We start from the raw sequence: 16,170 nt of genomic DNA, 5'->3' as shown, positions 1-16,170 counted from the left end.
GGTCGGGTAAGCGAAGCGCCACCCGACACAACAAACCGCTCTCAAATGTGAATTTTGTAGAATTCGTTGAAAATCGGTCCCTTAGGGACTTTAACAAGGAATAAAGATCACCATGTTATTACCCTGGTTGATACTAATCCCCTTTATCGGCGGGTTTCTGTGCTGGCAGACCGAACGCTTTGGCGTGAAGGTGCCGCGCTGGATCGCGCTGATCACCATGGGACTGACGCTGGCGCTTGGCCTGCAGCTGTGGCTGCAGGGCGGCTATTCACTGACGCAATCCGCCGGCATTCCGCAGTGGCAGTCTGAATTTGTTCTGCCGTGGATCCCGCGCTTTGGCATCTCTATTCATCTTGCTATCGACGGCTTGTCGCTGCTGATGGTGGTGCTGACCGGTCTGCTCGGCGTTCTGGCGGTCCTGTGTTCCTGGCGTGAAATTGAAAAATATCAGGGCTTCTTCCACCTGAACCTGATGTGGATCCTGGGCGGCGTGATCGGCGTATTCCTTGCCATCGACATGTTCCTGTTCTTCTTCTTCTGGGAAATGATGCTGGTGCCGATGTACTTCCTGATCGCGCTGTGGGGGCATAAGGCTTCCGACGGTAAAACGCGCATCACGGCGGCAACCAAGTTCTTCATTTACACCCAGGCGAGTGGTCTGGTGATGCTGATTGCCATTCTGGCGCTGGTGTTTGTGCACCATAATGCGACCGGCGTATGGACCTTCAACTATGAAGACCTGCTGAATACCCCGATGTCCCACGGCATAGAATATCTGCTGATGCTGGGCTTCTTCATCGCTTTTGCGGTGAAAATGCCGGTGGTTCCGCTGCACGGCTGGCTGCCAGACGCGCACTCTCAGGCACCAACCGCAGGTTCCGTTGACCTGGCGGGGATTTTGCTGAAAACGGCAGCTTACGGTCTGCTGCGTTTCTCCCTGCCGCTGTTCCCGAACGCATCGGCGGAGTTTGCGCCAATCGCCATGTGGTTGGGCGTGATCGGTATTTTCTACGGTGCGTGGATGGCCTTCACTCAGTACGACATCAAGCGTCTGATTGCTTACACCTCCGTTTCCCACATGGGCTTCGTCCTGATTGCCATCTACACCGGCAGCCAACTGGCATACCAGGGGGCGGTGATTCAGATGATTGCGCACGGTCTTTCCGCTGCGGGTCTGTTCATTCTGTGCGGCCAGCTGTACGAACGTCTGCACACCCGTGATATGCGCATGATGGGCGGTCTGTGGGGCAAAATGAAATGGCTGCCCGCGCTGTCCATGTTCTTTGCTGTTGCCACCCTGGGGATGCCGGGCACCGGTAACTTCGTTGGCGAATTTATGATCCTGTTCGGCAGCTACCAGGTTGTTCCGGTGATTACCGTGATTTCGACCTTTGGTCTGGTGTTTGCCTCCGTGTACTCGCTGGCGATGCTGCACCGCGCTTACTTCGGTAAAGCGAAGAGCCAGATTGCCAATCAGGAACTGCCAGGGATGTCGCTGCGTGAGCTGTTTATCATCCTGTTGCTGGTCGTGCTTCTGGTACTGCTTGGCTTCTATCCGCAGCCGATTCTGGATACCTCGCATTCTGCGATGGGTAACATCCAGCAGTGGTTTGTTAATTCCGTTACTACTACAAGGCCGTAAATCGCCATGACAATAACTCCACAACACCTGATTGCGCTGCTACCGCTGCTGATCGTCGGCTTGACGGTGGTGGTTGTGATGCTCTCCATTGCGTGGCGACGCAATCACTTCCTAAATGCCACGCTGTCGGTCATTGGGCTTAACGCCGCGCTGGTTTCGCTCTGGTTTGTTGGCCAGGCAGGCGCGATGGACGTCACCCCGCTAATGCGGGTTGACGGTTTCGCGATGCTTTACACCGGGCTGGTCCTGCTGGCGAGCCTGGCGACCTGTACGTTTGCCTACCCGTGGCTGGAAGGCTATGACGATAACCGGGAAGAGTTCTACCTGCTGGTGCTGATCGCTGCACTCGGCGGTATCCTGCTGGCGAATGCCAATCATCTGGCGGCGCTGTTCCTCGGTATCGAACTAATCTCCCTGCCGCTGTTTGGTCTGGTGGGCTATGCGTTTCGTCAGAAGCGTTCGCTGGAAGCCAGTATCAAATACACCATCCTGTCTGCTGCCGCGTCGTCCTTCCTGTTGTTCGGTATGGCGCTGGTGTACGCGCAGTCCGGCAACCTGTCGTTTGTTGCGCTCGGTAAGAGCCTCGGCGACGGCATGCTGAACGAGCCGCTGCTGCTGGCAGGCTTCGGCATGATGATTGTCGGTCTCGGCTTTAAGCTTTCTCTGGTGCCGTTCCACCTGTGGACACCAGACGTTTATCAGGGCGCTCCGGCTCCGGTTTCCACCTTCCTGGCGACGGCGAGCAAAATCGCTATCTTCGGCGTGGTGATGCGTCTGTTCCTGTACGCGCCGGTGGGCGACAGCGAAGCAGTTCGCGTGGTGCTGGGTATCATTGCCTTTGCCTCCATCATCTTTGGTAACCTGATGGCGCTGAGCCAGACCAATATCAAACGTCTGCTTGGTTACTCTTCTATCTCCCATCTGGGCTATCTGCTGGTGGCGCTTATCGCACTGCAAAGCGGCGAGATGTCGATGGAAGCGGTTGGTGTTTACCTGGCCGGTTACCTGTTCAGCAGCCTCGGTGCGTTCGGCGTGGTCAGCCTGATGTCCAGCCCTTACCGCGGTCCGGATGCAGATTCTCTGTTCTCCTACCGTGGGCTGTTCTGGCATCGTCCGATCCTCGCGGCCGTGTTAACGGTGATGATGCTCTCGCTGGCGGGTATCCCGATGACGCTGGGCTTTATCGGTAAATTCTACGTGCTGGCGGTCGGTGTGCAGGCGAGTCTGTGGTGGCTGGTTGCCGCCGTGGTGGTCGGCTCCGCGATTGGTTTGTACTACTATCTGCGCGTGGCCGTGAGCCTGTACCTGAGCGCGCCTCAGCAGCTTAACCGCGATGCGCCGTCGAACTGGCAGTACAGCGCGGGCGGTATTGTGGTACTGATCTCCGCACTGCTGGTGCTGGTGCTGGGTATCTGGCCACAGCCGCTGATTAGCATTGTGCAGTTAGCCGCACCGCTGATGTAAGCGACAGGCAGAAACGAAAAAACCCGCTTCGGCGGGTTTTTTTATTGTTCTACAAGCCAATCCAGGAAATCAGGCCGGATAAGCGTAGCGCCATCCGGCATCCAGACCGTTATCAGGCAATGCGTTGCCGGCTTACCAGTGGGCCGCTCATGTTTCGTGCCGCCCGGTCCAACACCTCTTCCAGTACCGAAGACAACTCGTTAATTTCAAACTTCGCCACGTAGCCATCGGCTTTCACTTTGCGCACGTGATCTTCGTTTGCGCTGCCGGAAAGAGAGGAGTGGATCACCACGGGAATGTTTTGCAGGCGGCTGTCCGTTTTGATCAGGCGGGTGAGGGTAAAACCATCCATCTCCGGCATCTCAAGATCGGTTAACACCAGCGCGATTTTCTCGTTGATGGCTTTGCCTTCGGCCTCTGCCTCTTGCGCCAGCTGTTGAATTTTATCCCACGCGTCTTTGCCGGTAATGTGCATCTGATGCGGGATCTCCATCGCCGTCAGTCCTTTTTCCAGCATGGCGCGGGCAACGCGGGAATCCTCAGCGACAATGGCGACAGAACCGCCAGGGATGTTGAACTTACTGGTCTGAAGTTTTGTCGCGCGCAGGTCGTGATCGGACGGCACGATGTCATACAGGATCTGCTCCACGTCGAGTACCATCGCCAGGTTATTGGTTTCTTTATTCTCATCAAGACAGGCGATACTGGTGATGTAGCGACCGTTTACCGCTTTCTCAGCGGTATGCACCTGCTTCCAGTCGAGACGCATAATATTTTCGACCGACTCGACGGCGAAGGCCTGGATACTGCGGGCATATTCGGTGATCAGCAGAATATTCAGCCCATTCTCTGGCTTGCAACCTGCAACGGCGGGGAGATCGATAACCGGAATCACCTGGTCACGGATGTTGACCATTCCAAGCAGCGGCGCCTTCATGCCCGCCGGGCGCGTAAAGGAAGGCATCGGGACAATTTCACGCAGCTTAAAGACGTTAATGCCAAACAGTTCTGATTTCTGCTCGTCGACGGAAGTACCAAGACGAAACAGCAACAGTTCAAAGCGGTTGGACAGGGTCAGGTTCGCCCTGTCATCGATTTCTTTCTGGAAATTGTCCATTCTGTCCTCTGTGAGAATACTGAGCTTTTAACAGTTATCGGCACAGCGGACGAAAAATGGAGCGCTGAACGCTGAAAACGGCGAAATCACTGGCGAGGTTAGTGGCGGGGAAAATCGCCTGGCACTCTTCCAGCAGGCGCTGACAGCCCGCCTCGTCATAGCGTGAGCTAACGTGAGTCATTATTAACCTGCCGACACCCGCTTCTCTCGCTAGCAGCGCAGCCTGACGAGTGGAACTGTGTCCCCGGCTGTTCGCTTTTTCTTCCATTGCGGTATCGAGCGTGGTTTCGTGGATCATCATATCAACGCCGTTGGCCAGTTCGCGGGCAGACGCGCACGGCGCCGTGTCGCCAAAAATAGCGACCTTTTTACCGGGCGTGGCCGGGGCGAGGAACTCTGCGCCATTAATGACGCGGCCATCATCAAGCGTGACGACTTTTCCTGCCTTCAGATCCTGGAACCACGGCCCGGGCTGCACGCCTGCGGCTTTGAGCGCATTTGCGTCCAGCGCACCGGGCTTGTCATGTTCTTCTACCCGGTAGCCATAGCATTCAAGCGGGTGTTCCAGCGGATAGGCTGTCACTTTACGTAGCCCGTCGTCGAGGATCACACCGGCACTGATTTCGACGATCTCCAGGGGATAGTCGGTCCATGAGCCGCTCAGACGCAATGCGGTTTCGGTGAATTCGCGGATCCCCTTCGGTCCGTAGATCGTCAGGGGGTGGGCGTTACCCGCCATTGAGCGACTGCACAACAATCCGGGCAGGCCAAACAGATGATCGCCATGCAAATGGCTGATAAAAATGCGCTCAATTTTGCCGGGGTGGAAAGCGGTGCTCAGCATCTGGTGCTGAGTGCCTTCACCGCAATCAAATAGCCACAGACTCGGCTGTGTCGGATGCTGAAGGTGCAGCAAAACAGCCGTGACGTTTCGTGCGCGAGTGGGCACGCCTGCTGAGGTACCCAGAAAAATAAAATCCATCATTTCATTACACTTTTGCCAAATATTCTGGCTAGTATAAAACGTTTAGGCAAAAGGAGCGCACGATGATTACCTGGCAAGATCTGCATCATGCAGAATTAACCGTCCCCCAACTGTACGCGCTGCTAAAGCTGCGCTGCGCCGTGTTTGTCGTCGAACAGAATTGCCCATATCAGGATATCGATGGCGATGATCTGGTCGGCGAAAATCGTCATATCCTGGGCTGGTACAACGATGAGCTGGTGGCGTATGCGAGGATTCTGAAAAGTGATGAAGAACTTGAGCCGGTGGTTATCGGGCGGGTCATTGTCAGTGAAGCCCTGCGCGGGGAGAAACTGGGACAAAATTTAATGGCGCAGACATTGGCTTCCTGCCAGCAACACTGGCCAGAGAAGGCGCTGTATCTGGGGGCGCAGGCGCATCTGCAAGACTTCTATGGGCGCTTTGGCTTTGTACCGGTAACGGACGTCTATGATGAGGATGGCATTGCGCATATCGGTATGGCGCGTGAGGTGATTCGGGCGTAAACCCGCGTCGTTGTCTATAGTTAGGGGCAGGTTTTACTAAAATGGAGAACGAGAATGGCTTTTCAATTTGGTGATTCACATATTGATGACGACCTGACGTTGCTGAGTGAAACGCTGGAAGAGGTGCTTCGCTCCTCAGGCGATCCCGCCGATCAAAAGTATATTGAGCTCAAGGCGCGTGCCGAAAAGGCCCTGGAGGAGGTCAAAAACCGGGTGAGTCATGCCTCAGACAGTTACTATTACCGGGCGAAGAAGGCGGTTTACCGGGCTGATGATTACGTGCATGAAAAACCGTGGCAGGGCATAGGCGCTGGTGCCGCAGTTGGCCTGGTGCTTGGGTTACTGCTGGCGCGGCGTTAATTTGTAAACGGGATCTCACATCCTCCCTAAACTGGGGTACTGCATTTTTGTCGCAGTACCCCGTATAATGTGAGGTTTTTAACAGGGAGAGGTCCGCGTGCATTCATTCACTACTGCGCTGGAAAGTCTGATGCGCCATTTGTCGCAGGCGATCCCGACGGCACCTGGAATTCGCGTTTTTGATGTCTCTTTCCCTCTGAATGACGCCTTTGATGCCCTGAGCTGGCTGGCAAGCCAGTCTGTCTATCCGCAATTTTACTGGCAACAGCGCAACGGTGATGAAGAAGCCGCCGTGCTGGGTACGGCAGCACAATTTCCCTCACTGGAGTGCGCTCAGCAGTTTCTTCAACACTATCCGCAGCAAACCGACCTGCGTATCTGGGGGCTGAACGCGTTCGACCCACAGAAAGGCGCGTTGTTTCTGCCCCGTCTGGAATGGCGACGCTGCGCGGGTACGGCGATACTGCGCCTGCATCTGCTCAGCGAGAGTTCTCTGCGTGAAGATGCCGACAGAGCGCGGACGTTTCTCGCATCGCTGGCGGAAATGAAGCCGCTGCCGGCGCTCCATCTGACCCTGACGGGCGAACAGCACCGGCCGGAAAAAGCCGGCTGGATAAGCCTGATTCAACGAGCCACCCAAACCATCGCCGAGGAAACCCTCGACAAGGTTGTGCTGGCGCGCGCCAGCGATCTGCAGTTTTCACAGTGTGTTAATGCTGCTGCGGTCATGGCCTCAAGTCGTCGTCTGAACCTCAATTGTTATCATTTTTTCATGGCGTTTTCCGCTGAAGATGCTTTCCTGGGATCGTCGCCAGAGCGTCTCTGGCGGCGGCGTGGCAACGCTTTACGCACCGAAGCGCTGGCCGGAACGGTGGCGAATCACCCGGACGATCGTCAGGCCAGACAACTGGGCGACTGGCTGATGAAGGATGATAAAAACCAGCGAGAAAATATGCTGGTGGTGGAAGATATCTGTCAGCGGTTGCAGTCACACACCCATTCGCTGGATGTTCTGCCTCCGCAGGTGTTGAGGTTGCGCAAAGTACAGCATCTGCGACGCTGTATCTGGACCGCGCTCAACCAACCCGATGACCGGCTCTGTTTAGTTCAGCTTCAGCCTACGGCGGCGGTGGCCGGAATACCCCGCGAACGCGCGCATGCCTTTATTCAACAGCACGAACCCTTCGAGCGTGAATGGTATGCTGGCTCAGCAGGGTATCTGTCGCTACAGCAAAGCGAGTTTTGTGTTTCTCTGCGCTCGGCTAAAATCTCGCGCAACGTCGTTCGACTGTATGCCGGCGCGGGCATCGTGCGCGGTTCAGATCCTGAACAGGAGTGGCAGGAAATTGACAACAAAGCCGCCGGGTTGCGGACTTTATTACAGATGGACGCGCTGTGAGTCATATATTTCCGACTCATATCAATAATCCATTTTTCGCCGAACTCTATACTTATAGCTTGTCCCGGTAGGGAAAATTGTTAAAGGCAGTTTGGACACGGACAGCGCGGAAGAACTGGAGCGTACACAGTACGTGAAAATCTGAGCACTAATTCTCTACGGACAAACTGACCACTAAATTACCCGATTGGGATGGCTCTTAGACGCACTATTGATACCGGACAATTACATGTCAGTAAGCGCATTTAACCGACGCTGGGCGGCGGTCATACTGGAAGCATTAACTCGCCACGGCGTCAGGCATGTCTGCATTGCCCCGGGCTCTCGTTCCACCCCGCTCACTCTTGCGGCGGCGGAGAACGCTGCTTTTATTCACCACACGCATTTTGATGAGCGTGGGCTTGGGCATCTGGCGCTGGGTCTGGCAAAGGTCAGCCGGCAGCCTGTTGCAGTGATTGTGACTTCTGGCACTGCGGTCGCTAATCTTTATCCGGCGTTGATCGAAGCGGGATTGACCGGTGAAAAATTGATTTTACTGACTGCCGATCGCCCTCCTGAACTGATCGACTGTGGTGCGAACCAGGCCATTCGCCAGGTTGGGATGTTTGCCTCCCATCCATCCCAAACACTTTCACTTCCGCGTCCGACGCAGGATATTCCTGCCAGTTGGCTGGTGTCGACCATCGACAATGCGCTGGCGTCCCTGCATGCCGGCGCCGTTCACATCAACTGTCCCTTTGCCGAGCCGCTGTATGGCGACATGGACGATACCGGTCTGGCGTGGCAACAGCGTTTGGGTGACTGGTGGCAGGATGATAAACCCTGGCTGCGCGAAGCGCGTCGGCTCGAAAGCGACAAACAGCGAGACTGGTTCTTCTGGCGGCAAAAACGCGGCGTTGTTGTCGCCGGACGGATGAGCGCGGAAGAGGGCAAAAAAGTCGCCCAGTGGGCGCAGATGCTGGGTTGGCCGCTGATTGGCGATGTGCTGTCACAAACCGGACAACCGCTACCCTGCGCCGATCTCTGGCTGGGTAATGCGAAAGCGGTGACCGAACTGCAACAGGCGCAGATTGTAGTGCAGCTTGGCAGCAGCCTGACAGGTAAACGTTTACTGCAATGGCAGGCCAGCTGTGAGCCTGAAGAGTACTGGATTGTCGATAATCTCGAAGGACGACTGGACCCGGCGAATCACCGTGGTCGCCGTCTGGTGGCGAAAATTGGCGACTGGCTGGAACTGCACCCGGCAGAGAAACGTCAGCCCTGGGCCGTCGCGATCCCGCAGCTGGCTGAGCAGGCCTGGCAGGCGGTTGCAGCGCGTCGTGACACATTTGGTGAGGCGCAGCTGGCGCATCGCATTCGTGATTATCTGCCTGAACAGGGACAACTGTTTGTGGGCAACAGCCTGGTCGTGCGTCTGATTGATGCATTCTCTCAGCTCCCGGCAGGCTACCCGGTGTACAGCAATCGCGGCGCCAGCGGTATTGATGGGCTGCTTTCAACCGCCGCTGGCGTTCAACGCGCCAGCGCAAAATCGACGCTGGCGATTGTTGGCGATCTTTCTGCGCTGTACGACCTGAACGCACTGGCCTTATTGCGCCAGGTTTCCGCTCCGTTCGTCCTCATTGTGGTGAACAATAACGGCGGACAAATTTTCTCGCTGCTACCCACGCCGCAGAGTGAACGCGAGCGCTTCTACCTGATGCCGCAAAACGTCCATTTTGAACACGCTGCCGCCATGTTCAACCTGAAGTATCATCGACCAGAAAGCTGGGATGAGCTGGAAGCGGCGCTGGCAGGCGCGTGGCGCACCCCGACGACCACGGTCATTGAGCTGGTGGTGAACGACACTGACGGCACACAAACCCTGCAACAGCTTCTGGCGCAGGTGAGTCATTTATGATCCTGCACGCGCAGGCAAAACAGGCTCAGCCAGGCTCGCCCTGGCTGGTATTCCTGCACGGTTTTTCTGGTGACGCGACGGAATGGATGACCGTAGGCGAGCAGTTTACTGATTATTCCCGGCTCTATATCGACCTCCCCGGCCACGGCGGATCAGCAGACATTCGCGTTGGCGGTTTTACCGATGTGATAGCCTTGCTGCGTGAAACCTTACTTAGTTACAACATACTTAAGTTCTGGTTGCTGGGGTATTCCCTGGGCGGCAGAGTCGCGATGATGGCGGCTTGCCAGGGAATGCCGGGTCTAATGGGACTGGTTGTTGAAGGCGGTCATCCTGGGCTGCAAGACGAAAGCGAGCGCGCCGTCCGCCAACAGTCCGATCGTCTCTGGGCGCAACGTTTTCGTCAGGAAGCGTTGCCGGAGGTTTTTCGGGACTGGTATCAGCAGCCGGTCTTTGCTTCGCTGAACGCGCAGCAACGCGAAGCGCTGGTCGCTTTGCGCAGTCGCAACAACGGCGAAACCCTGGCAGCAATGCTGGAAGCCACTTCGCTGGCGGTACAGCCTGATTTACGCGACGCGCTCAACGCGCGCGAATTTCCGTTTTATTATTTATATGGTGAACGTGACAGCAAATTTCGCGCCTTCGCGGCGGAGTTAGCGGCGAGCAGCCATGTGATTCGTAACGCCGGACACAATGCGCATCGGGAAAATCCCGCTGGCGTGGTGGACAGTCTGGCTCAGATTCTGCGTCTCTGACTTAAAGGACACACTATGATCTATCCTGATGAAACAATGCTTTACGCACCGGCTGAATGGCACGACTGCTCCGAAGGGTATACGGATATTCGTTATGAAAAATCCGCCGACGGTATCGCCAAAATTACGATTAATCGTCCGCAGGTGCGCAACGCTTTTCGTCCTCTGACCGTCAAAGAGATGATCCAGGCGTTGGCGGATGCGCGCTATGACGACAACGTCGGCGTGATTATCCTGACCGGTGCAGGTGACAAAGCCTTCTGTGCTGGCGGCGACCAGAAAGTGCGTGGTGACTACGGCGGTTACCAGGATGACTCCGGTGTTCATCACCTGAACGTCCTCGACTTCCAGCGCCAGATCCGTACCTGTCCGAAGCCGGTTGTCGCGATGGTTGCGGGCTACTCTATCGGCGGCGGGCACGTGCTGCACATGATGTGCGACCTGACGATTGCGGCGGAAAACGCCGTCTTCGGCCAGACCGGCCCGAAAGTAGGTTCTTTCGACGGCGGCTGGGGTGCATCTTACATGGCGCGTATCGTTGGACAGAAAAAGGCGCGTGAAATCTGGTTCCTGTGCCGTCAATACGACGCCCAACAGGCGCTGGATATGGGGCTGGTTAACACGGTTGTTCCGCTGGCTGACCTCGAAAAAGAGACAGTACGCTGGTGTCGCGAAATGCTGCAAAACAGCCCAATGGCGCTGCGTTGCCTGAAAGCGGCGCTCAACGCTGACTGCGACGGTCAGGCTGGCCTGCAAGAGCTGGCAGGTAACGCGACTATGCTGTTCTACATGACGGAAGAAGGTCAGGAAGGCCGCAACGCCTTCAACCAGAAACGTCAGCCTGATTTCAGCAAATTTAAACGGAATCCATAATGCGTAACGCGCAGGTATACCGCTGGCAGATCCCCATGGACGCGGGAGTGATTCTGCGCGACAGGCGGTTAAAAACCCGCGATGGGTTGTATGTCCGTTTGCACGACGGCGAGCGTGAAGGGTGGGGGGAAGTCTCCCCACTGCCGGGCTTCAGCGCGGAATCCTGGGAGGAGGCACAGACCGCGCTGCTTTCCTGGGTTAACGGCTGGCTGCAAGGGCAGGATGCTCTGCCGGAAATGCCGTCGGTCGCTTTTGGCGCAAGCTGTGCATTAGCGGAGTTGGCCGGAACGTTGCCAGAGGCTGCGGATTACCGCGCCGCACCATTGTGTACGGGCGATCCGGACGAGCTGGTATTGCAACTTGCAGACATGCCCGGCGAAAAAGTCGCGAAGGTTAAAGTTGGGCTTTACGAAGCAGTGCGTGACGGCATGGTGGTTAACCTGCTGCTGGAGGCGATACCGGAACTGCATTTGCGTCTGGATGCAAACCGGGCCTGGACGCCGCTGAAAGCGCAACAGTTTGCGAAATATGTGAATCCAGACTATCGCGATCGTATCGCTTTCCTCGAAGAACCGTGTAAATCCCGCGATGATTCCCGCGCGTTTGCCCGTGAAACGGGCATCGCCATCGCCTGGGATGAGAGTCTGCGCGAAGCCGATTTTGCCTTCATAGCAGAAGAGGGCGTGCGCGCAGTGGTGATTAAACCGACGCTAACCGGCTCGCTGGAGAAAGTGCGTGAGCAAGTGCAGGCCGCTCATGCGTTAAATCTGACGGCGGTGATCAGTTCATCGATCGAGTCGAGCCTCGGTTTAACGCAGTTGGCGCGCATTGCCGCATGGCTGACGCCGCAGACCATTCCAGGGCTGGACACGTTGAGCCTGATGCAGGCACAGCAGATTCGTCGCTGGCCCGACAGCCCGTTACCGTGTATTGGCGAAGATGCGCTGGAACGACTGCTATGATCTTCACTGACTGGCCGTGGCGTCACTGGCGGCAGGTTCGTGGAGATGCCCCTGCCTTACGCCTCAGCGCGGAGGTGTTAAGCTGGCGCACACTGTGTTGTCGTATTGATGCCCTGGCTGGCGGCTTTGCTGCCCAGGGCGTCGCTGAGGGCAGCGGCGTGATGCTGCGCGCCTGGAATCACCCGCAAACGCTGCTGGCATGGCTGGCGTTATTACAGTGCGGGGCACGCGTTCTGCCGGTTAACCCGCAGCTTCCGTCATCATTACTCACCACATTGCTGCCAGGCTTAACCCTGGACTTTGCCCTGGATCTTGAGGACGGTGATTGCCCTGCCTTTCTGACCCCGCTTTCGATGCAGGAAAAAGGTGATGCACATAGCGCGGCGTGGCATCCGGCGCGTTTATGCTCAATGACGCTCACCTCAGGATCCACTGGCTTACCGAAAGCTGCCGTTCATAGCATTCAGGCGCATCTTGCGAGCGCCGAAGGCGTCCTGTCGATGATTCCATTTACTCAGGATGATGACTGGCTGCTCTCCTTACCGTTGTTTCATGTTTCCGGACAGGGCATTTTGTGGCGCTGGTTGTTTGCCGGTGCACGGATGACGGTGCGGGAAAAGCAGCCGCTGGAACAGATGCTGGCAGGATGTACCCATGCATCTCTGGTGCCAACGCAACTCTGGCGTCTGCTGGTGAACAAAACCCCGGTAACGCTGAAAGCCGTACTGTTGGGCGGGGCGGCTATTCCGGTTGAACTCACCGGGCAGGCTGACGCTCAGGGGATTCGCTGCTGGTGCGGCTATGGTCTGACCGAATTTGCTTCCACCGTCTGCGCCAAGGAAGCGGATGGGCTGGCGGATGTCGGAGAGCCTTTACCCGGTCGGGAAGTCAAAATTGTTGACGACGAAGTCTGGCTGCGAGCCGCCAGCATGGCGCAGGGTTACTGGCGAGACGGCGAACTTCTACCGTTGGTTAACGACGAGGGCTGGTTCGCGACACGCGATCGTGGTGTGCTAAATGAAGGTAAGTTAACCATTATCGGACGGCTGGATAATCTCTTTTTTAGTGGAGGAGAAGGGATTCAGCCTGAAGAGGTGGAGCGCGTGATTCTTACCCATCCGCACATTCTGCAAGCGTTTATCGTTCCCATAGAGGACGCAGAATTCGGGCATCGTCCGGTGGCGGTCGTGGAATTTGAACCGCAGATCGCTGAGGTCGATCTCAGTGAATGGGTCAAAGACAAGCTGGCGCGTTTTCAGCAGCCGGTACGCTGGCTGTCTTTACCTGATGAACTGAAAAGTGGCGGAATCAAAATCTCCCGTCGTGCGCTACTGGATTGGGTTCGTTCGGTGACTCGTTAATGGGTGGGGCGATATTGGTATAATACCAGTCGTCCCAGGTTTTCAGTGCTATCTGCAGGCGGCAGGTCAGCAGGCTTATTCTCTGCGTCAGACAAAACCAGCGTAATGTTGCCTTCTTCCCGATGCTGGCGCAGCCAGACAGGGAAATCACGCTTCCTGATGATGTGTCCTTCAGTACCGGCAACAGGCATTTCGCTACGAGGCGTATAGATTAAGATGTCGTCCCGTTTCAGACTCCAGCCCAGCCCGGCGGCGATCCCAACACTGTCAGATAAAATATAGTCACTCGACTCGAGCGGCTCGCGCATGATCTCGGCTAAAAACTGTGGCTGTCTGTATTCCATCACTCTGTCGGGAACCGAAAAACCGAGCAGCAAGACCAGCCCTAACGGGCAGAGCGCGGAAAACGTCCACGTTTTATCACTATTATTCAGCGTAGAGGCGCCAAAACAGAGCCAGATGATAAAAATTCCCCATGAACAAAAGACTTTGTAGGTTTCGACATGCGTCCAGAGCGGGGTCTGCATCGGTCCCCATGAGGAGACGATGAAGGTCGCAATAATACCCGTGATGCCAATAGCGATGTTGATCCAGCCGTTCACGCGTAACGGCAAGGGGTTATTGGGGGCCGTATACAGACCATATCGTGCCATCAGGATTGCCATCGGCGCGGAGCTGACGAGGAGCAAGCATAACAACGTGCTGTTACTCAGGCTAACCAACAGAATCGGGATAACAGCCAGGCATACCAGAGGCAACGCACCCCGGATGTGATTTCGACCACGCCAGGTGCTGAACAGTGCACCGGGCAACAGACCAAGCCAGGGAAGACTGCCCGCCAACAGCAGGGGGAATACTGACCAACGAGGGAGGTTATTCTGATAAACGCTCAGACTGGTCAGACTGTTCCATGCCAGTAACGCCAGACTACCTGCCAGCCCAAACCAGCAGAGTGCGTGACGGCTATTGCCGTTTTTTGCAGACGCGCTCCCCAGCCAAAGACAGTACAGACATAGCAGAATGTTAAGGGCATCAACCGGTGCCTGAAGTGCACTGGTGCCAATGCTATAAACAGCGGAAAGTGAGAGAAAGAGCAGGGTGGCTATCAACGCAGTACGCTTGTCCTGCCACAGGCGAACAGTAAAGCCAGCAACCAAAGCGGCCATCAGTAGTGTCGCGAAAATAGCGCCAGCACGCACGGCGAAATTGCTCGTCCCGAACACCCACTGGCCGATGCTGCTAAACCAAAGCCAGGGCAGATCGAATCCACCGTCATGCAGGCCGAGAAACTGAGGTGCAAACCAGTGTCCCGAAGCCAGCATCTCCCGGATGATTTCGCTATCGCGGGTTTCATTGGGCTGCCAGAGCAAGCGAGTATTGATTGGGAGAATATAATAGACAATTATATATGCGAAGAAAGCCAAATAGAGACGTACAGATTTCAGGTTGCGCCACATAATATAAAAGCCGAATTTCAGAATGCATTTGGTCGAAAGAGTACAATTTAAATATTAATTTAACCTTAAGGTTGCGGCACAGATAAAGGTTTTTTTTAGCCGCAAATTTCTTTGCTTTTGCGGATTTTTTGGCGCATTTTTATTCACCTGCGACGTCCGTACACTGAACATAACACCGTACCGACCCGTTTCTCTTTTCTGTTATCACATCGAGAGTGCCGTGCTTGTATTATCTCCGTTTTTTATTAAATACCGAAAATTGCTGATTATCCTGGTGACATCACTGGCCCTGCTCGCCGGATTCGGTAGCCAGTTTGCCTGGAGTAGCAATGGCTTACCAGGGATTAATACACGTACGCTGGCATTGCTGGCAAAACAGCACCCTGTCATCGTATTGATTCGTCATGCTCAGCGCTGCGATCGTTCTGATAACGTCTGTTTATCCGATAAAACGGGGATTACGGTTTATGGTGCGCATCAGGTTCGGGCGCGGGGGCTCTCTTTTTCTAAAGAAATTCCAAATTACGATCTGTATGCCAGCGATACGGTACGGACAATTCAATCAGCGACATGGTTTTCAACCGGTAAAAAAGTTGTCGTAGATAAAAATATGCACCAATGTGGTAAACAAACGTATCGCTCAATTAATGCATTGGTGAATAAATCGGGTAATAACAATGTAGTTATTTTTACCCATAATCATTGTCTGACCAGGCTTGCGAAAAATATGCGCGGCGTAAAATATGAACCCGATTATCTGGATGCGCTGGTGATGCATGCGGAACACGGAAAACTGTTTTTAGATGGTCAACTGGTCGCACCCTAAATAACGCTATTCGCGTAAAAATAATGACAGCCTGCGTCGGCTGTCATCAGCAATTACAGTAAGCCCTTCAGGCTTAGTGTCTTGAGGGTAGCAACATTTAAATCGTATTTCGGTAAATCGTCGGGTCTGACCCATGCAAATGCCTGAAATTCTTCGTTAATATGAACTTCTCGGTTGGCGGCAACGCAGTCGAAGATCAGGTAAATCATATAAATTTCTTCCTGGCTGCCATCAGGGTAGGTTTTGGTGCGGATGTCGTCACTAAAGGTCCAGGGTTTGACTTCGGTCAGAATCAGCTCTTCACCAAGTTCTTCGCGAATTTCGCGGCGCAGCGCATCCTCAATGAGCTCGCCGGGCTCAACACCGCCGCCTGAAAGTGCCCATTGACCCGGGAATACTCCCCGATCGTCGGCCATTTGGCACAGGAGATAACTTCCTTCATTTTCTATTAATGGGCAAACAATAGTCCTTTGTCGCACGGTTAAGTTCCTTGAAGCAGAGGTAAAATGGGTCAATATCTGTCAACAATATAAGATAATTCATTA

The 16,170-nt window shown here is 55.1% G+C and carries 15 protein-coding genes; 11 read left to right on the top strand and 4 right to left on the bottom strand.

From position 1 onward, the window contains the following. The first annotated feature begins 112 nt into the window (after window positions 1-112). Both nuoM and nuoN read left to right on the top strand, forming a co-directional pair. A complete protein-coding gene (gene nuoM / locus HVY19_RS13985) occupies window positions 113-1,642 on the top strand; it encodes an NADH-quinone oxidoreductase subunit M (protein WP_181681166.1) in 1,530 nt (509 codons plus the stop codon). Window positions 1,643-1,648: 6 nt separating this feature from the next. Then, on the top strand, window positions 1,649-3,106 hold the full coding sequence (gene nuoN, locus HVY19_RS13980; protein WP_181681165.1) for an NADH-quinone oxidoreductase subunit NuoN: 1,458 nt from the start codon (window positions 1,649-1,651) through the stop codon (window positions 3,104-3,106). 112 nt (window positions 3,107-3,218) lie between these two features. Here nuoN and HVY19_RS13975 read toward each other — a convergent pair whose 3' ends face one another. Both HVY19_RS13975 and rbn read right to left on the bottom strand, forming a co-directional pair. Next, window positions 3,219-4,223 carry a chemotaxis protein gene (locus HVY19_RS13975; protein ID WP_181681164.1) on the bottom strand — a complete coding sequence of 335 codons (1,005 nt, stop codon included), beginning with the start codon at window positions 4,221-4,223 and terminating at the stop codon, window positions 3,219-3,221. A 34-nt stretch (window positions 4,224-4,257) separates the two neighbouring features. Further along, entirely contained in the window at window positions 4,258-5,205 is a 948-nt protein-coding gene (gene rbn / locus HVY19_RS13970) for a ribonuclease BN (protein ID WP_181684289.1), read from the bottom strand. 65 nt (window positions 5,206-5,270) lie between these two features. Between rbn and HVY19_RS13965 the strand changes: the two genes are divergently transcribed. The 8 genes from HVY19_RS13965 to menE all read left to right on the top strand — a co-directional run bounded on the left by HVY19_RS13965 (window position 5,271) and on the right by menE (window position 13,342). After that, on the top strand, window positions 5,271-5,732 hold the full coding sequence (locus HVY19_RS13965; protein WP_181681163.1) for a GNAT family N-acetyltransferase: 462 nt from the start codon (window positions 5,271-5,273) through the stop codon (window positions 5,730-5,732). A 54-nt stretch (window positions 5,733-5,786) separates the two neighbouring features. Beyond that, on the top strand, window positions 5,787-6,092 hold the full coding sequence (gene elaB, locus HVY19_RS13960) for a stress response protein ElaB (protein ID WP_181681162.1): 306 nt from the start codon (window positions 5,787-5,789) through the stop codon (window positions 6,090-6,092). Window positions 6,093-6,189: 97 nt separating this feature from the next. After that, window positions 6,190-7,491 carry an isochorismate synthase MenF gene (menF, locus tag HVY19_RS13955; RefSeq protein ID WP_181681161.1) on the top strand — a complete coding sequence of 434 codons (1,302 nt, stop codon included), beginning with the start codon at window positions 6,190-6,192 and terminating at the stop codon, window positions 7,489-7,491. Window positions 7,492-7,720: 229 nt separating this feature from the next. Continuing rightward, window positions 7,721-9,391: a 2-succinyl-5-enolpyruvyl-6-hydroxy-3-cyclohexene-1-carboxylic-acid synthase gene (gene menD, locus HVY19_RS13950; RefSeq protein ID WP_181681160.1), complete on the top strand. Its 1,671-nt coding sequence runs from the start codon at window positions 7,721-7,723 to the stop codon at window positions 9,389-9,391. Beyond that, window positions 9,388-10,146 carry a 2-succinyl-6-hydroxy-2,4-cyclohexadiene-1-carboxylate synthase gene (gene menH / locus HVY19_RS13945; RefSeq protein WP_181681159.1) on the top strand — a complete coding sequence of 253 codons (759 nt, stop codon included), beginning with the start codon at window positions 9,388-9,390 and terminating at the stop codon, window positions 10,144-10,146. The genes menD and menH overlap by 4 nt, the downstream gene beginning before the upstream one ends. A gap of 15 nt (window positions 10,147-10,161) precedes the next feature. After that, a complete protein-coding gene (gene menB / locus HVY19_RS13940; protein ID WP_181681158.1) occupies window positions 10,162-11,019 on the top strand; it encodes a 1,4-dihydroxy-2-naphthoyl-CoA synthase in 858 nt (285 codons plus the stop codon). Further along, a complete protein-coding gene (menC, locus tag HVY19_RS13935) occupies window positions 11,019-11,981 on the top strand; it encodes an o-succinylbenzoate synthase (protein WP_181681157.1) in 963 nt (320 codons plus the stop codon). Before menB ends, menC begins: the two co-directional genes overlap by 1 nt. Continuing rightward, window positions 11,978-13,342 carry an o-succinylbenzoate--CoA ligase gene (gene menE, locus HVY19_RS13930; protein WP_181681156.1) on the top strand — a complete coding sequence of 455 codons (1,365 nt, stop codon included), beginning with the start codon at window positions 11,978-11,980 and terminating at the stop codon, window positions 13,340-13,342. The genes menC and menE overlap by 4 nt, the downstream gene beginning before the upstream one ends. Here menE and HVY19_RS13925 read toward each other — a convergent pair. Further along, window positions 13,339-14,787, bottom strand: a complete 1,449-nt coding sequence (locus HVY19_RS13925) for a phospholipid carrier-dependent glycosyltransferase (protein ID WP_181684288.1) — start codon at window positions 14,785-14,787, stop codon at window positions 13,339-13,341. The two genes, menE and HVY19_RS13925, sit on opposite strands and share 4 nt — an antisense overlap. A gap of 232 nt (window positions 14,788-15,019) precedes the next feature. On the opposite strand from HVY19_RS13925, the gene HVY19_RS13920 reads away from it, so the two are divergent. After that, the gene (locus HVY19_RS13920; RefSeq protein ID WP_181681155.1) at window positions 15,020-15,625 is read left to right on the top strand and encodes a histidine phosphatase family protein; all 606 of its coding nucleotides are present in this window, start codon (window positions 15,020-15,022) and stop codon (window positions 15,623-15,625) included. Window positions 15,626-15,678: 53 nt separating this feature from the next. Here the strand turns inward: HVY19_RS13920 and nudI are convergent, their stop codons facing one another. Next, a complete protein-coding gene (gene nudI / locus HVY19_RS13915) occupies window positions 15,679-16,104 on the bottom strand; it encodes a nucleoside triphosphatase NudI (RefSeq protein ID WP_181681154.1) in 426 nt (141 codons plus the stop codon). Window positions 16,105-16,170 lie beyond the last annotated feature (66 nt).

It is taken from the genome of Citrobacter sp. RHB25-C09, assembly GCF_013836145.1.
Lineage (GTDB): Bacteria > Pseudomonadota > Gammaproteobacteria > Enterobacterales > Enterobacteriaceae > Citrobacter_A.
Note: the sequence above shows the minus strand (reverse complement) of the source record. Positions and strands in the feature narration are given on the sequence as shown.

Excerpts from the sequence above, each read along its gene's own strand:
- nuoM (WP_181681166.1), top strand. The coding sequence starts at position 113 with ATGTTATTACCCTGGTTGATACTAATCCCCTTTATCGGCGGGTTTCTG.
- nuoN (WP_181681165.1), top strand. The coding sequence starts at position 1,649 with ATGACAATAACTCCACAACACCTGATTGCGCTGCTACCGCTGCTGATC.
- HVY19_RS13975 (WP_181681164.1), bottom strand. The coding sequence starts at position 4,223 with ATGGACAATTTCCAGAAAGAAATCGATGACAGGGCGAACCTGACCCTG.
- rbn (WP_181684289.1), bottom strand. The coding sequence starts at position 5,205 with ATGGATTTTATTTTTCTGGGTACCTCAGCAGGCGTGCCCACTCGCGCA.
- HVY19_RS13965 (WP_181681163.1), top strand. The coding sequence starts at position 5,271 with ATGATTACCTGGCAAGATCTGCATCATGCAGAATTAACCGTCCCCCAA.
- elaB (WP_181681162.1), top strand. The coding sequence starts at position 5,787 with ATGGCTTTTCAATTTGGTGATTCACATATTGATGACGACCTGACGTTG.
- menD (WP_181681160.1), top strand. The coding sequence starts at position 7,721 with ATGTCAGTAAGCGCATTTAACCGACGCTGGGCGGCGGTCATACTGGAA.
- menH (WP_181681159.1), top strand. The coding sequence starts at position 9,388 with ATGATCCTGCACGCGCAGGCAAAACAGGCTCAGCCAGGCTCGCCCTGG.
- menB (WP_181681158.1), top strand. The coding sequence starts at position 10,162 with ATGATCTATCCTGATGAAACAATGCTTTACGCACCGGCTGAATGGCAC.
- menC (WP_181681157.1), top strand. The coding sequence starts at position 11,019 with ATGCGTAACGCGCAGGTATACCGCTGGCAGATCCCCATGGACGCGGGA.
- menE (WP_181681156.1), top strand. The coding sequence starts at position 11,978 with ATGATCTTCACTGACTGGCCGTGGCGTCACTGGCGGCAGGTTCGTGGA.